This is a genomic window from Parafrankia sp. FMc2 (assembly GCF_041008525.1).
Lineage (GTDB): Bacteria > Actinomycetota > Actinomycetes > Frankiales > Frankiaceae > Parafrankia.
Genome location: NZ_JBFLUG010000007.1, coordinates 81,272 through 99,071, shown reverse-complemented (window position 1 = coordinate 99,071; position 17,800 = coordinate 81,272). Strand labels below are relative to the sequence as shown.

Here is a 17,800-nt window from a genome sequence, read left to right as displayed (position 1 = left end):
CGCGGCGCCCGTCAGCGCGGTCCTCGCTCCCAGCCGAGCAGCCGCGCGCCGAGGACGGCGGTCTGGAGCACGTAGCGGTCCGTGGGGGAGGTCGGGTCGTGTCGTGTCAACGCATGGATCCGGTCCAGCCGGTAGGTCAGCGCCCGCACCGACAGGTGCAGCCGCCGGGCGGCGGCGAGGGCCACCCCGCCGGTCGCGAAGTAGGCGTCGAGGGTCTCGATCAGCGGGCCCGCGCCGCCCCGCGCCGAGCGCAGGGGGCTGAGGACGGTCTCGACCAGCTCCTCCAGCGGCTCCCGGTCACGCAGCAGCACCTTGTAGATCAGCAGGTCGTCGGCGTGGACCACCTGGCCGTCCATGCGCATGCGCCCGGCGAGCTCGACAGCGTTGCGGGCCTCTTCGTACCCGATCCGGACGCCGGCCACGCCGCTGCGGGCCCGGCTGACTCCGAGCCGCCACACGAGCTCCGGCTCGGCCCCGAGCCGCCGGGTGATGGCTCTGACCGCGGTCGTCGGCATGGCGCCGGTCGGCGCGAAGGCGGGTAGTGGGGCGAACCCGACGTCGCCGGGCCCGGGCGGGTTCATCCGGCGCCGCCCACGCGGAGCCGGGGCTCGCGGCGCAGGCCGGTCCGGTGCCGCCCGCTCGGTGCCGGGGTGCCCGGAGCCCCCGTCCGCCCGGGTCCGGTCCGGCGCTGCCCCAGGGTCCGGCGCTGCCCCAGGGCCCGGCTCCGTCCCAGGATCCGGCAACCTCCCAGGATCCGGGCCCGGCCCCGGGGCTGCGTCCTGGGACGGAGGGCCACCCTCCGCCACCGCGCCGGGGCCGGCTCCCTGGCCGTCCGGGGCGAGGGGCAGCGTCAGGTCGGTCTCCTGCGGCACGACGCAGACGAGCAGCCCGTCCTTGGTCGCGACCAGCGGCTCGGTGGCGCAGTGCTCGCGCAGTGACTCCTCCACCGCCCGGACGACGGCGCGACCATCCAGGAACCGCCTGCTCCCCGACGCGACGAGCACGACGTGGGGCGCCTCCAGCCGCAGGCCGAACGCGACGGCCCGCTCCAGCAACGGTCCCAGCTCCGACGTTCCGGTCAGCAGGTCGTCGACCAGCTCACGTCGCATCGCCTCCTCGGAGCGGGCGCGGGCCGTCCGGGCCCGCTCGTAGCCCTCGCAGACCGCTGCGACCGCGTCGTCGCTGGCTCGCAGCACCGCGGACGCCGCCGCGCGGGTCCGGGAGACAGCCCCGACCGTGATACCGCCGATCGCCTCCCGCAGATGTGCGCTGGCGGGTGGGGGCTCGTCGACGCCCGCCGTGTGCCGCCCGGCCGCCGAACCGCCGGTGCCGGAGCCGGCGTCGGCACCGGCGTCGGCGTCGGCGTCGTCATCGGGGCCGGTACCGGCGTCTGCCGCCGGCAGGGCCCGGCCCAGGTCGCGTGCCGCCCGGTCGGCCTGCCGAACCGTGGGCAGTGACGGCCAGACCCGCCAGGTCGCGGACAGATACAGATCGACGAGCGCGGGCAGCGAGGCGCCGGACTCGGCCGCGGCCTGACCGAGGGCGCGGAACCGGTCGAGTTCGGCCCGCGACAGGCGCCGGCCACTGTCCGCGGCGGAGGCGAGCACGTCCAGATAGTCGCCGAGCAGACCGGCATGGAGCCGGGCATCGGCCGCGGCCAGCACCGCCGCCCGGGGGAGCCGGGTCAGGCTCGTACCGGGCAGTCCCGCGGATTGTTCCTCGTGCTGGATCGGCCACCCGGGCCGTCGGTCCGCGTTGGTCATTGATCGTCGCGCCTCCCCCGTTCGGCTGCCGAGTATCGGCAAGGAAATCGTAGACAAAGTCGCGGAGTCCGGACGGTGTCTGCCGGGACGGCGAAGGGCAGGCTGAGCGTTGAGCCTGGTGAGGGCAGTGGTCGTGCCCGGGTCAGGTGTTCCGCGGGAGTGGATCGGCCCGCCTCATCGCCGTCGATCCGCCCTCCGGGACACCCGCGGGCCGGCCCTGTGGCCAGGCTCGCCCGCTGCCCGCCCCCGGATCCCTAGCAGGCGAACCAGCCCGGACGGAAGTGAAGACGTGAGAGGGAAAGGATCTACCCGCGACATGTCCACGAAGACCGACCCGCGCGGCGCCCGGCGTCTGCCGATCATGGTGCGCCCGGGTCTTTTCGTGTCCATAGCGGTCGTGACCCTCGTACTGGCCATGCTCACCCTGCCGGCCACGGTTCCCGACCGGCCGGGTTTCGCCTACTTCAGCGGCGGCGTGATCGGTGCCGGCGTTCTCGTCGGGATCCTCCTGGGCGCGGACCTCGCCCGGGCCGCGGCCGCGCGCCGGGCGGGGATAAGGGTCACCGGGATCACGGTCGGCGCGTTCGGGAGCCGGCTGGGCCTGGCTTCTGCCGGGCGTGACGCCGGCGGGGGCCTGCGGGCCGAGGGTGTCGGCGTGGTTGACGGCGCCGCGGCGCGCGACCCGTTGACTCCCGCGACGGGAGACGCGGTCGCGGACGGCGCCATCGCGCGTGCGGGGCTGGCCGTGACAGCTCTCGCCGGGATGATCCTGGTCGCCGCCGGTGCGCTCGCTCCCGGCGGCACGCTGGAGCTGCTGGGCGAGGTCGCGCTGTGGGTCGGCACGTTCGCCCTGCTCATCACCGTCGTCGACCTGTTGCCCGCGCCGCGCAGCGCAGGTGGCCGGATGCTCGCGGCACGGGTCATGCGGCGTACCGGTGACGCGGCCGCCGCGGCCTCTGCGGTGGCCCGGGCAGGGGTCGTCACCGGCTGGACTCTGATCGTGGTCGGGGTCGTGGCCTCCTTCCTGATCGGGCTGGTGGGCCTGTGGGCGGTGCTCCTCGGCTGGCTGGCGCTGGGAAGCTCCCGGCTGGCGCAGGCCCAGCAGAAGGCCGCCACCGCGCTCGACGGGGTGTTCGTACGGGACGTGATGGTCGCCGCCCCGCCGGTCCTTCCGGCCTGGAAGACCGTCGCCGCCGCGCTTGACGAGATCGCGTTGCCGTCGGGCCGCTCGCTCTTCGCGGTCCGTGACTTCGCTGGCCCGCTGCTCGGCGTGGCGCGACTGCATGATCTGGCCGCGGTCCCTGCCGACGACCGGAACCTGGCTCGGGTCACCCGGGTCACCATCCCGATGGACCATGTCGCCACCGCCCGGCCGGATGAGCCGTTGGCAAGCGTGACATCCCGCCTCGCCACCCGACCGGCCGCCGGGGCGATCGTGGTCGTGGCGCCTGGGGCGGACGGCACGCCCGAGATGGTCGGCACGGTGGGCCCGGGTGAGATCGCCAGGGCGCTCGGCACTGCCCCACTACGCGGGCGTGTGGTCTCTTCCGTGGGCTTTGGTCGGCGCCGCTGACCCGACTTCTCCCACGTTCCGCTGAGACCACAGTCCCTGCCTCAAGACGCCATCCGGGCCGGAAGGCCCACTCGCTCCTGCTCTGGCCGGCTGCCGGCAACGGCGCCCGGCCGGCCAGGGCCACACCTTCTTCCCGGGCGCCGCTGGGCGCTGTCTCCCGCTTCACCCACGGCACCCATGCGTGACCGTTGCCGTGATCGTCACGAAAAGCCCCGTTCGGAGGATATTCCGTGGATGTACCAGCCTGGGCCTGGGTCGCCTTCCTGGGCGGCCTGCTCCTGCTTCTGACCATCGACCTGCTGGCCCATCGCAAGGCCCACGTCATCGGCTTCCGGGAAGCTGCCTGGTGGAGCGTGGGATGGGTGTCGCTCGGCGTCGGATTCGCTTTCGTGATCTGGGCCTGGCAGGGGCCGGGCGCGGCCGGTGAGTACGCGGCGGCGTATCTGCTTGAGAAGAGCCTCTCCGTTGACAACCTGTTCGTCTTCGCGCTGATCTTCTCGTACTTCAAGGTTCCGCGCGAATACCAGCACCGGGTGCTTTTCTACGGCGTTCTGGGTGCCCTCGTCCTGCGTTTCCTGTTCATTGCCGCCGGCATCGCGCTGCTGGACAACTTCCACTTCGTCATCTACCTGTTCGGTGCCTTCCTTCTTTACACCGCGTTCAAGATGGTCCGGGATGACGGTGTCGACATGGACCCGGGGGACAGCAGGGCGGTCAAGCTGCTGCGCAAGGTGATCCCGGTGACGGACGAGTACCAGGGGCAGCACTTCGTCCTGCGGCGTGCGGGCAAGTGGGTGGCCACCCCGCTGCTCGCGGTCCTGGTCGCGGTCGAGACCGCGGACGTCCTGTTCGCCTTCGACTCGGTGCCGGCGGCGCTGGGCGTGACGAACGAGACCTTCCTCGTCTACACCGCGAACGCGCTGGCGATCCTGGGCCTTCGGTCGTTGTTCTTCCTGCTTTCCGGCCTGATGGAGAAGTTCCACCACCTTGCCACCGGTCTGGCCGTCATCCTCGCGTTCATCGGCGTCAAGATGCTGCTCACCGATGTCTGGCACATGCCGATCTGGCTGTCCCTGATCGTTATCGCGGTGGTCCTGACCGGTTCGATCGTGTGGTCGCTGGTGACGGCGCCGCCCGCGGAGGGCGACGGTGACAGCGGCCCCGGCGGACCGGCAGCCGGATCGGCGACCGCCACCGGAACGGCCGCCGTGGCTGGAGCCGGCCCGGTGGCTGGAACGGCCGCCGTCGGAACGGGTTCCCCGCAGGGCGAGCCCGGCCCGACTGACGGCGAGCGCCGGGAGAGCGATGTGACGCCCGTCGGCGACCAGCGCCACTGAGCATCCGGATGACGGGGCGGGCGGGCCGGGGGGCCGCCCGCCCCTTCTGTATTCCGGTCGGAAACGGGCGCCGGGGGAACAGGTAACGTGCGGGGACGGGCATGTACCGGCGGTGAGCGGTCCAATGATTTATACGAACTAATCACTGGGCGACGCGCCGATTGTCCTGGGGGTGACAGCGCGACGGGCACGTTAGTGTTTTGGCACCGCCGGGATCGTCCGAGCACCCGGAATCCCTCCCTCTTCGTCCAAGGCGGACTATGCACACCTTTTTGGCAGTGGTTGTCTCCTATGGTGGGTCGCCCCAGTTGGCCTGTCTTCTCGCGGCATTGTCCGGTATTTCCGAATCCCGGGTGTCGCTGGTCGAGAACCTGACCGGCACGGTGCACGACGACCTGCCCGCCGGGGTCCGACTGTTCGAAGGGCACGGGAACGTCGGCTACGGCACGGCGGTGAACATCGCCGTGCGCGGCTCGCTGGCGAGCGGTGAGGCGCAGCCGGCGCTGGGCGAACCGGTTCCCGAGTGGATCCTCATCGTCAACAGCGACATCACGGTGTCGGCCGAGGCCTGTGCGACTCTGCCTGACCTGCTGGCGTCCGTGCCGGAGGGCGCCGACGCGGTCGGATTCCCGCTGCGCGGCGAGCGTGGTCTGCCCGGACGGGGAACGGCGGTCCTGCCGAACGTCCGCACGAACACGTTCACGGCGGTGCGTGGCGAAGCGGCCGCCGTCGCCCGCTGGCCGGACCTCCGCTACCCGGTGGGCGCCTTCTTCGCCATCCGGACGGCCAGCTTCCTCCGCCTGGGCGGATTCGACCCGTCCTACTGGATGTACTACGAGGAGACCGACCTGTTCGCGCGGCTGCACGCTGCCGGTGGTCGGGTGTACTGGGCCGACGACCGGTGCCAGGTCTCCCATGTGGGCGGGGGGACGGTCGGCCGGGCCGGCCTGATGTACGCCGAGCTCGGCCGTTCCGCGGCGATCTACGCACGGCGCCATCGGGCCGCGCTGGGGCGGGGCTGGCTCGCCGTCCACGCCGGCCAGCTGATCGTCCTCACCCTGCGCAAGCTGGTCGCCGGCCGGCGACATGACGCCCTGCGCGCCGGGCGCATCCTGGCCGGTCTCGTCGCCGGCCTGGTCCAACCGCACCGGGAGCCGGCCACGCGGTCACGGTGGTGCGCGGTCCCGTCCCAGGCGCGTCGGGACCTGGGCCGGATCGACGCGGCCGTGCTGGGAGCGGACGTCCGCTCCCAGGTTCCACTGCCGCGGTCGACGCCGCCGGCGGCAGTCCGGTCGGACCCTTCGGCGCCTCCGGCGTCGTCGTGGGCGACCGCGGACCGCTGACCCCGCTGGCCCCGGGGACCTGGCCGGCGGGGCCGGGCGAGGCCCGAGAGGCCCGCGAGGCCCGCGAGGCCCGCGAGGCTGCCGTCGTTCCCGGTCTGCCGAGGTCTACCAGCCGCGGGCGCGCCATTCGGCCAGGTGCGGTCGCTCGGCGCCGAGAGTCGTGTCCTTTCCGTGGCCCGGGTAGATCCAGGTCCCGTCCGGGAGCGGCCCGAAGACCTTGGCCTCCAGGTCGTCCATGAGGGTGGTGAAGGCGGCCGCGTCGCCGAAGGTGTTGCCGGGGCCACCGGGGAAGAGGCAGTCGCCGGTGAACAGGTGCGGAGCGCTGCTGTCCTGGCCATACAGCAGGGCGACCGATCCGGGTGTGTGCCCGACCATGTGCACGACCCGCAGTGTGACCTCGCCGACCCGCACCTCGTCACCGTCCACGACCGGATCGGTGGTCGGAACGGGGATGGCGGGAACGTCGAGCGGATGGGCGACGGTCCGCGCACCGGTCGCGGCCACGACCTCCTCCAGCGCCTGGATGTGGTCTCCGTGCCGGTGCGTCGTCACCACGGTGCTCAGACCGGCGTCGCCGACGAGGCGCAGCAGCGTGCCCGTCTCGTTCGCCGCGTCGACGAGGAGCTGCTCGCCGGTGGCCGCACAGCGCAGGAGATAGCAGTTGTTGTCGAACGGGCCCACCGCCACCTTGGTGATCGTGAGGTCCGGTAGCTCGCGGACGTCCGCGGGCCCGCCGACGGTGACGTCGCCCGTGTAGCCGGCGCCGATGTTCATTCCGCTTCTCCTCGGTCTGTGCGTCGCCTGTTCCGGCGGATCGGGGCCGTGATCTGCAGGGTCGGTCGGGGGCGCGGGCCGCCCGGGCTGTCACGGCTGTCACGGCCGCCGCCCCGGCGCCTCGGGCGGCCGGGCGTATGCGGGCCCCGCCCGGCTGCTCCATTCTCGACCGTGTGTCCGCGCGTGTCTGCGTCCCGGGCATTCGAGGCGGGCTGCGCTCGCCAGGGCTGGCCCCCAGCAGGGATGTGGGCTGCGTTGTTGCCGTCCAGGAGCGGGGGCCCGGCTGTTACGAGCCGTTCGTCCGAGGCGTGTAGCGTCGGCCGTGTTCGAACGCGCGTTTGGCTCGCGGCCGGCTGACGGCCGGGGTCGCCGCGCAGGCCGCGGTGACGGAACCCCACCGGTACCGGCACCGGCCGACGACAGCAGCCGACCGAGAACGACGAGGGACCTGACGATGGCCGACCGTCTTGTCGTGCGCGGAGCACGCGAGCACAACCTGCGTGATGTCGATCTCGACCTGCCCAGGGACGGCCTCGTGGTCTTCACGGGCCTGTCGGGCTCGGGCAAGTCCAGCCTGGCCTTCGACACGATCTTCGCCGAGGGTCAGCGTCGATACGTCGAGTCACTGTCTGCCTACGCGCGCCAGTTCCTCGGCCAGATGGACAAGCCCGACGTCGACTTCATCGAGGGCCTGTCGCCGGCGGTGTCGATCGACCAGAAGTCGACGTCGCGCAACCCGCGGTCGACCGTCGGCACGATCACCGAGGTCTACGACTACCTCCGCCTGCTGTACGCACGGGTCGGCCACCCGCACTGCCCGAAGTGCGGCCGGCCGATCTCACGGCAGACTCCGCAGCAGATCGTCGACCGGCTCCTCGAGCTGCCCGAGGGCACCCGCTTCCAGGTCCTGGCTCCGGTCGTCCGCGGCCGCAAGGGCGAGTACGTCGACCTGTTCGCCGAGCTGCAGACATCCGGTTTCGCGCGGGTCCGGGTGGACGGCACCGTCGTCGCTCTCACCGACCGCCCGAAGCTGGAGAAGCAGCGCAAGCACACGATCGAGGTCGTCGTCGACCGGCTCGCGGCGAAGGCGTCGGCCAAGCGGCGTCTCACCGACTCGATCGAGACGGCGCTGCGGCTCGGCAAGGGCCTGGTGCTGCTCGACTTCGTGGACCGCGACGCCGCTGACCCCGACCGGGAGCGGATGTACTCCGAGCACCTGGCCTGCATGTACGACGACCTGTCCTTCGAGGAGATGGAGCCCAGGTCGTTCTCGTTCAACTCGCCGTTCGGCGCCTGCCAGGAGTGCACCGGGCTGGGCACCCGCAAGGAGGTCGACCCCGACCTCGTCGTGCCCGACCCGACCCTGTCGCTCGCTGACGGAGCCGTCCAGCCCTGGTCCGGTGGGCACAACAAGGAGTACTTCCAGCGGCTGCTGACGGCGCTGTCGGAGGACCTCACCTTCCGGATGGACACCCCGTGGGAGGGCCTGCCGGAGCGCGCCCGCAAGGCCATCCTGCACGGCAGCGGGGAGACCGAGATCCACGTCGGCTACACCAACCGGTACGGCCGCAAGCGCTCCTACTACACCTCCTTCGAGGGCGTCCTGCCGTTCCTGCGGCGCCGGCACGCCGAGGCCGAGTCGGACAGCAGCCGGGAGCGCTACGAGGGCTACATGCGTGACGTGCCCTGCGCGGCCTGCCGGGGGGCCCGGCTGAAGCCGGAGTCGCTGGCGGTCACCCTGGCCGGCCGCTCGATCGCCGAGGTCGCAGGCATGTCCATCCGCGACTGTGCCGACTTCCTGCGCACCGTCGAGCTCAGCGAGCGGGAGCAGACCATCGCGGGCCGGGTCCTCAAGGAGATCGACGCCCGGCTGGCGTTCCTGCTGGACGTCGGCCTGGACTACCTGTCCCTGGACCGGGCCGCCGGCACCCTCGCCGGCGGGGAGGCGCAGCGGATCCGACTCGCCACCCAGATCGGTTCGGGGCTGGTCGGGGTGCTCTACGTGCTGGACGAGCCGTCGATCGGCCTGCACCAGCGCGACAACCGGCGCCTCATCCAGACGCTTCTGCGGCTGCGGGACCTCGGCAACACGCTGATCGTGGTGGAGCACGACGAGGACACGATCCGCGCCGCCGACTGGGTGGTGGACATCGGTCCCGGCGCCGGCGAGCACGGCGGCCGGGTGGTCGTCTCCGGCTCCGTCGACGACCTGCTGACCAGCGAGGAGTCGATGACGGGGGCCTACCTCTCAGGCCGGCGCGAGATCCCGGTCCCCGCGGCCCGCCGGCCGCCGGTCCGCGGGCGCGCGCTGACCGTGCACGGCGCCCGCGAGCACAACCTGCGGGACGTGACGGTTTCCTTCCCGCTCGGCTGCCTGGTGGCGGTCACCGGGGTCTCCGGGTCCGGAAAGTCGACCCTGGTCAACGACATCCTGGCCAGCGTGCTCGCCAACCACCTCAACGGCGCCCGCGAGGTACCCGGCCGGCACCGCACGGTGAGCGGGCTCGACCACCTCGACAAGGCGGTCCGCGTCGACCAGTCCCCGATCGGCCGGACACCGCGATCCAACCCGGCGACCTACACCGGCGTGTTCGACCATGTCCGTCGGCTGTTCGCGGAGACGCCCGAGGCGAAGGTGCGCGGGTACCTGCCGGGCCGGTTCTCCTTCAACGTCAAGGGCGGGCGTTGTGAGGCCTGCTCCGGCGACGGCACGATCAAGATCGAGATGAACTTCCTCCCGGACGTCTACGTGCCGTGCGAGGTCTGCGCGGGCGCCCGGTACAACCGCGAGACCCTGGAAGTGCACTACAAGGGCCGGAGCATCGCCGAGGTGCTCGACATGCCGATCGAGGAGGGAGCCGAGTTCTTCGCGGCGGTCCCGGCGATCGCGCGCCACCTGCGGACGCTGAACGACGTCGGGCTGGGGTACGTGCGCCTCGGCCAGTCGGCGCCGACGCTGTCCGGCGGCGAGGCGCAGCGGGTGAAGCTCGCCTCGGAGCTGCAGCGGCGCTCCACCGGCCGCACCGTCTACGTCCTGGACGAGCCGACCACCGGCCTGCACTTCGAGGACATCCGCAAGCTGCTGGGCGTGCTCGGCCGGCTGGTCGACGCCGGCAACACGGTGATCGTGATCGAGCACAACCTCGATGTCATCAAGACCGCGGACTGGATCATCGACATGGGCCCGGAGGGCGGCACCGGCGGTGGCACGGTGGTCGCCGAGGGCACGCCGGAATCGCTGGCCGCAGTGCCCGCGAGCCACACCGGGTCGTTCCTCCGGGAGATCCTCGGTGGACGGGGCGCGGCAGCCGTGGAACAGGCCTCCGGCGCCGACACCGGTGGAAGCACGACCAGGGTGAAGAAGCCCCGCGGCAGGCTGGCGGGCGCCGCCTCCTCGGCAGGATGACGGCGCTGGCGCCGCCGGCTCAGGGCTGCAGAAGATCGTCGAGGACGGCGTCCAGCGCGACCTCGGTGTGTTCCTCGCCGGCGGGGACCACCCGCTCGGTGCGGTCCAGGAAGCTGCGGACCGGGGCGGCGTCGAGGACGACCACGGAGCGCCGCTCGCCGTCAGACAGCTCCAGGCGGATACCGCCATGCGCCGGCTCGGGCGTGATGCGGACATCGCCGTCGCCAACCGGCACCGGGCCCTCGAGCCCGGCCCGCAGGGCGTCGCGCGGAGCCACCCAGTGGCCCTGCGGCAGCGCCGGATGGTCCGGTCGTGATACCAGGACCAGCGCGACGGCGAGCGGGTCGCAGCTGCGCCAGGTCACCTGGAGAACAGTGATCCGCCCGCGCCCGGGTGCGTCGTCAACGACAAACTCCGTCGTGACGTCCTCCACCTGCACGCGTCGGCCCCCTTGGTCCGAATGCGCCGGCCCTGCCGCTGCGCCGGGCGCCCCTGCCGTGACAAACCACCACACAGTTGTCGCTGTGGCCGCCGGCCCTCCTGCGTGGCCGATGGCCACCGTGCCGGTCGCTGCCGGGCCGGCCACCACCGTTGCGGCCACCACCGTTGCGGAGCCGGTGGTGCTGGACTCCACCGTCGCAGCAGTTCAGCCCGGGCGCCACAGACCTGGCCCGATACAGCATACGGCGACCTGGCGATGACCGAGGGCGGACGACGGATCGTCCGGGCGACAGGTCAGCCACACCAGGCTCTCCGGCAGGCGGCGTGCCGGTCGGGAGGCCACCTTGTCATCAGCGGCCCGTCCCGCCCGTCCCGCCCGTCCCGCCCGTCCCGGCTGTCGAGCGGCCTCCGCCGGCGGCCTCCGATCGGCGTGCGGGGGGACGGAAAGCTCGCTGGCAACCCTCGGAGGTACTTCGGAGGCCGGGCCGTCCTGCTTGCGGGATCGCCTGGCTGCTTCCGGGGGATCCGAGGGGGTCCGACACGGTCAGTTTCGGGGGTGCTCGACGTCGTGGAAGCTGAGCGTGATGGAATGGATACGTGCAGGCACCGTTCAGGTCGGAGGATGGCCGCCGTAGGCTCGGTTCATGGCTGATCCGGCGACCTACCGGCCCCCGCCGGGCTCGATCCCCGAGACCCCGGGTGTCTACCGCTTCCGCGACGAGCATGGCCGTGTCATCTACGTGGGCAAGGCCAAGAGCCTGCGGTCCCGGTTGGCCAACTACTTCGCCGATGTGCACACCCTGCACCCCCGGACACAGCACATGGTCACCACGGCCAGCTCGGTGGAATGGACGGTGGTCTCCACCGAGGTCGAGGCGCTTCAGCTCGAGTACACCTGGATCAAGGAGTTCGACCCGCGGTTCAACGTCCGCTACCGCGACGACAAGAGCTACCCGAGTCTCGCCGTGACGCTCTACGAGGAGTTTCCGCGGCTGCAGGTGATGCGCGGGCCGAAGCGGCGTGGGGTGCGTTACTTCGGCCCCTACGCGCATGCCTGGGCCATCCGGGAGACGCTTGATCTGCTGCTGCGCGTCTTTCCTGCGCGCACCTGTAGTACCGGCGTCTTCAGGCGGGCCGGCCAGGTCGGCCGCCCGTGCCTGCTCGGCTACATCGACCGCTGCTCGGCGCCCTGCGTCGGCCGGGTCGACGCGCAGGCCCACCGGGAGATCGTCGACGACTTCTGCGACTTCATGTCCGGCCAGACCGGCCGCTACCTGCGCCGGCTGGAACGTGAGATGCGCGCGGCGGCCGACGCCCAGGAGTACGAGCGGGCGGCCCGGCTGCGCGATGACATCGGAGCGCTGCGCCGTGCGGTGGAGAAGCAGGCCGTCGTCCTGCCGGACGGCACCGACGCGGATGTGATCGCCTTCGCCCAGGACGAGCTGGAGGCGGCGGTCCAGATCTTCTACGTGCGGGGCGGTCGGGTCCGCGGCCAGCGCGGCTGGGTCGTGGACAAGCTCGAGGACGTCACCACCGGGGATCTCGTCGAGCAGTTCCTGACCCAGGAGTACCTCGAGGGTGTACAGGCGGAGACGGCCGCAGGCCTGCCGGCGTCGCCGGTGGACCAGACCGAGGCCGGTGCCGACCAGCCCGTGGCCGGTGTGGGGCAGCCGGCGGCACCTGCCGGGGCGCGCACCGCGTCCGCCGGCCGCCGCGGGCCGGCCGCCGAGCCCGGGTACACGGGCGAGGTCCCCCGCGAGATCCTCGTGCCGGAGCTGCCGCCGGATGCCGACGCCGTCGTGGAACTGCTCAGCCGGGCCCGCGGTGCGCGGGTCGATCTGCGGGTGCCCCGCCGGGGGGACAAGCGCACGCTGATGGAGACTGTCGAGCGCAACGCCAGCCAGGCGTTCACGCTCCACCGCACGAAGCGTGCCGGAGACCTCACGGCCCGCAGTCGGGCGCTCGCCGACCTGCAGGAGGCGCTGGAACTGCCGGACGCCCCGCTGCGCATCGAGTGCTTCGACGTGTCGAACATCCAGGGCACCAACGTCGTGGCCAGCATGGTCGTCTTCGAGGACGGGCTGGCGCGCAAGCCGGAGTACCGCCGCTTCGCGATCCGCGGTGTCGACGGTCAGGACGACACGGCGAGCATGCACGAGGCCGTCCACCGCAGGTTCTCCCGTTACCTGGCCGAGCGTGCCCGAACCGGCGAGCTGGCCGGCTTCCCCGGCGTCGACGAGGGCACCGAGACCGACGCCCCGGCAGCCGGGGGGCTGGGAGCCGGGGGACCGGGAGCCGGCCCCGTGGTGCCCGGGCGTGATCCCGAGACCGGGCAGCCGCGGAAGTTCGCCTACCCGCCGAACCTGGTCGTCGTCGACGGCGGGCCGCCGCAGGTGGCCGCCGCCGCACGGGCGCTCGACGAGCTCGGGATCGATGCCGGGCCGGGGGGCGTCGCGCTGTGCGGTCTGGCGAAGCGCCTGGAGGAGGTCTGGCTGCCTGGCCAGGACGAGCCCGTGATCCTGCCCCGGACGAGCGAGGCGCTCTACCTGCTGCAGCGCGTCCGGGATGAGGCGCACCGCTTCGCGATCACCTATCACCGGCAGAAGCGGTCGGCGTCGATGGTCGCCTCGGCGCTCGACGGGGTGCCCGGTCTTGGGGAGACTCGACGCAAGGCGCTGCTGCGGCAGTTCGGGTCCGTGGCGAAGGTGCGCGCGGCGAGCGCGGCGGAGATCGCCGAGGTGCCGGGGATCGGCCCGCGTACGGCGGAGGCGATCGTGGCCGCGCTGGCCCGGTCGGCTCCCGGTGGGGCCGAGGCGCCCCCGCCGGCCGTCGACCCACTGACCGGCGAGATCATTGCGACGATGTCCGATCCGGTGGGGGTGGGCCCGGCGAGCGAGAGCACCGGGCCCGGCGAGCCGGGCATGATCCGGGGGGTGGCGGGTTGACCACCGCGACGCTTGATCTGGCAATCATCACCGGGCTTTCCGGTGCCGGCCGCAGCACGGCCGCGAAGTGTCTGGAGGACCTGGGCTGGTTCGTCGTCGATAATCTGCCGCCGGCGCTGTTGTCGACGATGGCGGAGCTCGGCCATCGCTCGGCTGGGGCGGTGAGCCGGATCGCGGTCGTCGTCGACGTCCGTGGCCGGGCCTTCTTCTCCGATCTGCGGGCGGCCGTCGAGGCACTGGACTCGCGCGGTATGCATCCGCGAATGCTGTTCCTCGAGGCGTCCGACGACGCGCTGGTGCGCCGGTTCGACCATGTGCGGCGCCCGCACCCGCTGCAGGGTGATGAGCGGGTGGTGGACGGGATCAACCGCGAGCGGGCGCTGCTCGCGGAGCTGCGCGGCGAGGCCGACCTCGTGCTCGACACCACCGACCTCAACGTGCACGAGCTGCGGGCGAAGATCGATGTGGCGTTCGGCCAGCCGCGGGCGAACCGCCTGAACGCGACCGTGGTCTCGTTCGGCTACAAGTACGGGCTCCCGCTGGATGCGGACTTCGTCGCCGACTGCCGCTTCCTGCCCAACCCGCACTGGGTGGAATCGCTGCGGCCCTACACCGGCCGGGACCCGCAGGTGCGCGACTATGTGCTCGCCCAGCCGGGCGCGGCCGAGTTCGTCGACCAGTACACGACCCTGCTGCGCCTGGTCGGTGAGGGCTATGTGCGGGAGGGCAAGCGGTACCTGACGCTGGCGGTCGGCTGTACGGGCGGCAAGCATCGCAGCGTCGCGGTCGCGGAGCAGCTGGGGGCACGGCTGGCCGCCGACGGCGTCGGCGTCCGTGTGGTGCACCGGGATCTGGGCCGCGAGTGACCGGCGACGCTCCCGCGATCACCGCGTTCGGTGGCGGGCACGGTCTCGCAGCGTCGCTGTCGGCGCTGCGGCGGATCAGCCGCCGGCTGACCGCGGTGGTCACCGTGGGGGACGACGGCGGATCGTCCGGCCGGCTGCGTACCGAACTCGGTGCGCTGCCGATGGGCGACCTGCGGATGGCCCTCGCCGCCCTCTCCGGCGCGGACGACTGGTCGCGGACCTGGGCCGGGCTGTTCCAGCACCGGTTCGGCGGCAGTGGGCCGCTCGCCGGGCACGCGGTCGGCAACCTCGTCCTGACCGCGCTGGCCGAGCGCGCCGGGTCGCCGGTCGCAGCCCTCGACCTCGTCGCGTCGCTGCTCGGGGCGCAGGGTCGGGTACTGCCGCTGTCCTGCGACGGCATCGACATCGTCGCGGACGTCACCGGCCTCGACCCGGCCCGGGCGGCGGAACCGGTGGAGGTCCGCGGGCAGGCCGCGGTCGCCACCACACCCGGCCGGGTGGCCGGTGTGCGGCTGGTGCCGGCCGCGCCGGCCGCGTGCGGCGCCGCCCTGACCGCAGCCCAGGCCGCGGACTGGATCGTCCTCGGTCCCGGATCGCTCTACACGAGCGTGCTGCCGCACCTGCTGGTGCCCGACATGCACGCGGCGATCACCGGTGCCCGGGCCCGCCGCGTGATGGTGCTCAACCTCGTCGCCCAGCCCGGTGAGACGGCCGGGTACACGCCCGAGGCGCACCTGCACGCGCTGGCCACCCATGTTCCCGGGCTGCGGCTGGACGTCGTGATCGCGGATCCCGCGGCGGTCGGCGATCCCGGCCCGCTCGCCCGCGCGGCGATGGACCTCGGCGCCCGCCTGCACCTTGCACCCGTGCGGGACGTCAGCGATCCGGCCCTGCACGATCCCGCGCTGCTCGCCGCGGCCTTCCGGGCGGTGTTCGCGGCCGATGACCCGCGGCCGGCGGTACCGACACCGCCCCGTCCGGTCGACGGACGGACCTGGTCGGACCGGCAGCCAGGCGCGGGCTGTGCCGACCCCTCGGGCGTCGGTTGCACATCCACCGGTGGCCCCGGCCACCGGATCCCTTCCGGTGAAGGCAAGGAGTGATCTGTGTGGCGGCGATGACGGCCACCGTCAAGGACGAACTGAGCAGGCTGCGAGTGGCCAAGCCCTGCTGCCGGCGGGCTGAGATGGCGGCGCTTCTGCGGTTCGCGGGGGGCCTGCACATCGTCGGCGGGCGGATCGTGGTGGAGGCCGAGCTCGACACCGGCGCCACCGCGCGCCGGCTGCGGCGTGAGATCGCCGAGGTCTTCGGATTTCCCTCGTCGGTCGCCGTGCTGGCCGCCGGCGGGCTGCGCCGATCGGTGCGGTACATCGTGCGGGTGGAGCGTGACGGCGAGCAGCTGGCCCGGTCGACGGGCCTGCTCGACCAGCGCGGCCGCCCGGTGCGGGGCCTCCCCCCGCAGGTGGTCACGGGGTCGGCCTGCGATGCGGCGGCGGCGTGGCGCGGCGCGTTCCTCGCGCACGGTTCGCTCACCGAGCCGGGCCGGTCGTGCTCGATGGAGGTGACCTCGCCCGGGCCGGAGGCGGCGCTCGCGCTCGTCGGTGCCGCGCGGCGGATGGGGGTCCAGGCCAAGAGCCGGGATGTCCGTGGGGTCGACCGGGTGGTGGTCCGCGACGGCGACGCGATCGGCGCGCTGCTCACCCGGATCGGGGCGCACGACAGCCTGATGGCCTGGGAGGAGCGGCGGATGCGCCGCGAGGTCCGGGCCACGGCGAACCGGCTCGCGAACTTCGACGACGCGAACCTGCGCCGTTCGGCCCGCGCGGCGGTCGCTGCCGGGGCGCGGGTGCAGGCGGCGATGCGCATCCTCGGCGACGACGCCCCCGAGCACCTGCTCGCCGCGGGCCGGCTGCGACTCGAGCACGCCCAGGCGTCGCTGGAGGAGCTCGGCGCGCTGGCCGATCCGCCGCTCACCAAGGACGCCGTCGCCGGTCGAATCCGGCGCCTGCTCGCGCTGGCGGACAAACGTGCCAACGCGCTCGGCATCCCGAACACCGAGGCCAGTGTCTCGCCGGAGCTCTTTGAGAACGCCTGAGCACGGAATCAGGTGCCCCGTGGGCGTGCCGCGGGAGCACGGCCACGCACCGTGCCGGGGCAGGTCCGTAGGATAGGGTGTTTGTCGAAAGGCGATGCATTCAACCAATTGCTGACGGTGCCGGGTCCCCCGATGTGAGGAGACCGACATGAATCGGTTCGGATTCCCGCCGATGATGTCCCGACTCGCTAGGCTCCTGACACACGACGGCACACGAGCATAGGGAGTCCTGGACGTGGCTACGCGGGTGGGTGTCAACGGCTTCGGGCGAATCGGCCGTAACTTCTGGCGGGCGCTTGCGGCGAGTCGCCGCAGCGATCTGGAGATCGTCGCCGTCAACGACCTGACGGACAACAAGACCCTCGCGCACCTGCTGAAGTACGACACGACCCTGGGCACGCTGGCCGCCCCGGTCTCGGTCGCAGAGGACGGGATCCGGGTCGGCGACACCACGATCAAGGTGCTGGCCGAGCGTGACCCGGCGGCACTGCCCTGGTCTGACCTGGGCGTCGACGTCGTCATCGAGTCGACCGGTCGCTTCACCACGGCGGAGACCGCCGGCAAGCACCTGACCGCGGGCGCGAAGAAGGTGATCATCTCGGCGCCGGCCAAGGGTGAGGACCTGACGGTCGTCATGGGCGTGAACGACGACGTCTACGACCCGGCGAAGCACCACATCCTCTCGAACGCCTCCTGCACGACGAACTGTGTCGCGCCATTGGCCAAGGTTCTCGACGAGGCGTTCGGTATCGAGCGCGGTCTGATGACGACGATCCACGCCTACACCAATGACCAGGTCATCCTGGACTTCCCGCATTCCGACCTGCGCCGGGCCCGGGCCGCCGCGCAGAACATCATTCCGACGACCACCGGCGCGGCGAAGGCGACCGCTCTTGTTCTGCCCCACCTGAAGGGCAAGCTGGACGGTCTTGCGATGCGCGTTCCGGTCCTGGACGGTTCTGTCACCGACCTCGTCGTGAACCTCGCCCGTGAGGCGTCGAAGGACGAGATCAACGCCGCCTACAAGGCCGCGGCGGAAGGCCCCCTGAAGGGCTACCTCGTCTACACGGAAGACCCGATTGTCTCCTCCGACATCGTGGGCACCCCGGCGTCCTGCACCTTCGACTCACAGCTGACCATGTCCTTCGGCTCCCAGGTCAAGGTCGTCGGCTGGTACGACAACGAGTGGGGCTACTCCAACCGCCTGGTCGACCTGACCGGCCTGGTGGCGGGCCGGCTCTGAGCCTGGTCCGGCCC

12 protein-coding genes are annotated in these 17,800 nt (G+C 72.4%); 9 read left to right on the top strand and 3 right to left on the bottom strand.

The window, feature by feature from the left end; all coding sequences use genetic code 11:
- Window positions 1-11: 11 nt before the first annotated feature.
- On the bottom strand, window positions 12-1,763 hold the full coding sequence (locus AB1460_RS04710; protein ID WP_368959343.1) for a PucR family transcriptional regulator: 1,752 nt from the start codon (window positions 1,761-1,763) through the stop codon (window positions 12-14).
- A gap of 316 nt (window positions 1,764-2,079) precedes the next feature.
- Here AB1460_RS04710 and AB1460_RS04705 point away from each other — a divergent pair, with 316 nt between their 5' ends.
- From AB1460_RS04705 to AB1460_RS04695, 3 genes are all read left to right on the top strand, one after another.
- Complete coding sequence (locus AB1460_RS04705; RefSeq protein ID WP_368959342.1) at window positions 2,080-3,336, top strand: peptidase M50; 1,257 nt, start codon at window positions 2,080-2,082, stop codon at window positions 3,334-3,336.
- 230 nt (window positions 3,337-3,566) lie between these two features.
- On the top strand, window positions 3,567-4,673 hold the full coding sequence (locus AB1460_RS04700) for a TerC family protein (RefSeq protein WP_368959341.1): 1,107 nt from the start codon (window positions 3,567-3,569) through the stop codon (window positions 4,671-4,673).
- A 260-nt stretch (window positions 4,674-4,933) separates the two neighbouring features.
- Window positions 4,934-6,016 (top strand): glycosyltransferase family 2 protein, encoded by a 1,083-nt coding sequence (locus tag AB1460_RS04695; protein ID WP_368959340.1) that lies wholly within the window; start codon window positions 4,934-4,936, stop codon window positions 6,014-6,016.
- A gap of 105 nt (window positions 6,017-6,121) precedes the next feature.
- Here AB1460_RS04695 and AB1460_RS04690 read toward each other — a convergent pair whose 3' ends face one another.
- Window positions 6,122-6,790 carry an MBL fold metallo-hydrolase gene (locus tag AB1460_RS04690; RefSeq protein ID WP_368959339.1) on the bottom strand — a complete coding sequence of 223 codons (669 nt, stop codon included), beginning with the start codon at window positions 6,788-6,790 and terminating at the stop codon, window positions 6,122-6,124.
- Between the two features lie 454 nt (window positions 6,791-7,244).
- On the opposite strand from AB1460_RS04690, the gene uvrA reads away from it, so the two are divergent.
- Window positions 7,245-10,196: an excinuclease ABC subunit UvrA gene (gene uvrA / locus AB1460_RS04685; protein ID WP_368959338.1), complete on the top strand. Its 2,952-nt coding sequence runs from the start codon at window positions 7,245-7,247 to the stop codon at window positions 10,194-10,196.
- A 19-nt stretch (window positions 10,197-10,215) separates the two neighbouring features.
- On the opposite strand, the gene AB1460_RS04680 is transcribed toward uvrA, so the two are convergent.
- A complete protein-coding gene (locus AB1460_RS04680) occupies window positions 10,216-10,635 on the bottom strand; it encodes an SsgA family sporulation/cell division regulator (protein ID WP_071081868.1) in 420 nt (139 codons plus the stop codon).
- Between the two features lie 646 nt (window positions 10,636-11,281).
- Between AB1460_RS04680 and uvrC the strand changes: the two genes are divergently transcribed.
- The 5 genes from uvrC to gap all read left to right on the top strand — a co-directional run bounded on the left by uvrC (window position 11,282) and on the right by gap (window position 17,786).
- Window positions 11,282-13,582 carry an excinuclease ABC subunit UvrC gene (uvrC, locus tag AB1460_RS04675; RefSeq protein ID WP_368959337.1) on the top strand — a complete coding sequence of 767 codons (2,301 nt, stop codon included), beginning with the start codon at window positions 11,282-11,284 and terminating at the stop codon, window positions 13,580-13,582.
- On the top strand, window positions 13,579-14,448 hold the full coding sequence (gene rapZ / locus AB1460_RS04670; protein WP_368959335.1) for an RNase adapter RapZ: 870 nt from the start codon (window positions 13,579-13,581) through the stop codon (window positions 14,446-14,448). Before uvrC ends, rapZ begins: the two co-directional genes overlap by 4 nt.
- Window positions 14,445-15,551: a gluconeogenesis factor YvcK family protein gene (locus AB1460_RS04665; protein WP_368959334.1), complete on the top strand. Its 1,107-nt coding sequence runs from the start codon at window positions 14,445-14,447 to the stop codon at window positions 15,549-15,551. The genes rapZ and AB1460_RS04665 overlap by 4 nt, the downstream gene beginning before the upstream one ends.
- A gap of 14 nt (window positions 15,552-15,565) precedes the next feature.
- Window positions 15,566-16,543: a DNA-binding protein WhiA gene (gene whiA, locus AB1460_RS04660; protein ID WP_195905378.1), complete on the top strand. Its 978-nt coding sequence runs from the start codon at window positions 15,566-15,568 to the stop codon at window positions 16,541-16,543.
- A gap of 235 nt (window positions 16,544-16,778) precedes the next feature.
- The gene (gene gap, locus AB1460_RS04655) at window positions 16,779-17,786 is read left to right on the top strand and encodes a type I glyceraldehyde-3-phosphate dehydrogenase (RefSeq protein ID WP_071081864.1); all 1,008 of its coding nucleotides are present in this window, start codon (window positions 16,779-16,781) and stop codon (window positions 17,784-17,786) included.
- Window positions 17,787-17,800 lie beyond the last annotated feature (14 nt).

Coding starts and splice junctions, on each gene's coding strand:
- AB1460_RS04710 (WP_368959343.1), bottom strand. CDS start 1,763: ATGACCAACGCGGACCGACGGCCCGGGTGGCCGATCCAGCACGAGGAA.
- AB1460_RS04705 (WP_368959342.1), top strand. CDS start 2,080: ATGTCCACGAAGACCGACCCGCGCGGCGCCCGGCGTCTGCCGATCATG.
- AB1460_RS04695 (WP_368959340.1), top strand. CDS start 4,934: ATGCACACCTTTTTGGCAGTGGTTGTCTCCTATGGTGGGTCGCCCCAG.
- AB1460_RS04690 (WP_368959339.1), bottom strand. CDS start 6,790: ATGAACATCGGCGCCGGCTACACGGGCGACGTCACCGTCGGCGGGCCC.
- uvrA (WP_368959338.1), top strand. CDS start 7,245: ATGGCCGACCGTCTTGTCGTGCGCGGAGCACGCGAGCACAACCTGCGT.
- uvrC (WP_368959337.1), top strand. CDS start 11,282: ATGGCTGATCCGGCGACCTACCGGCCCCCGCCGGGCTCGATCCCCGAG.
- whiA (WP_195905378.1), top strand. CDS start 15,566: ATGACGGCCACCGTCAAGGACGAACTGAGCAGGCTGCGAGTGGCCAAG.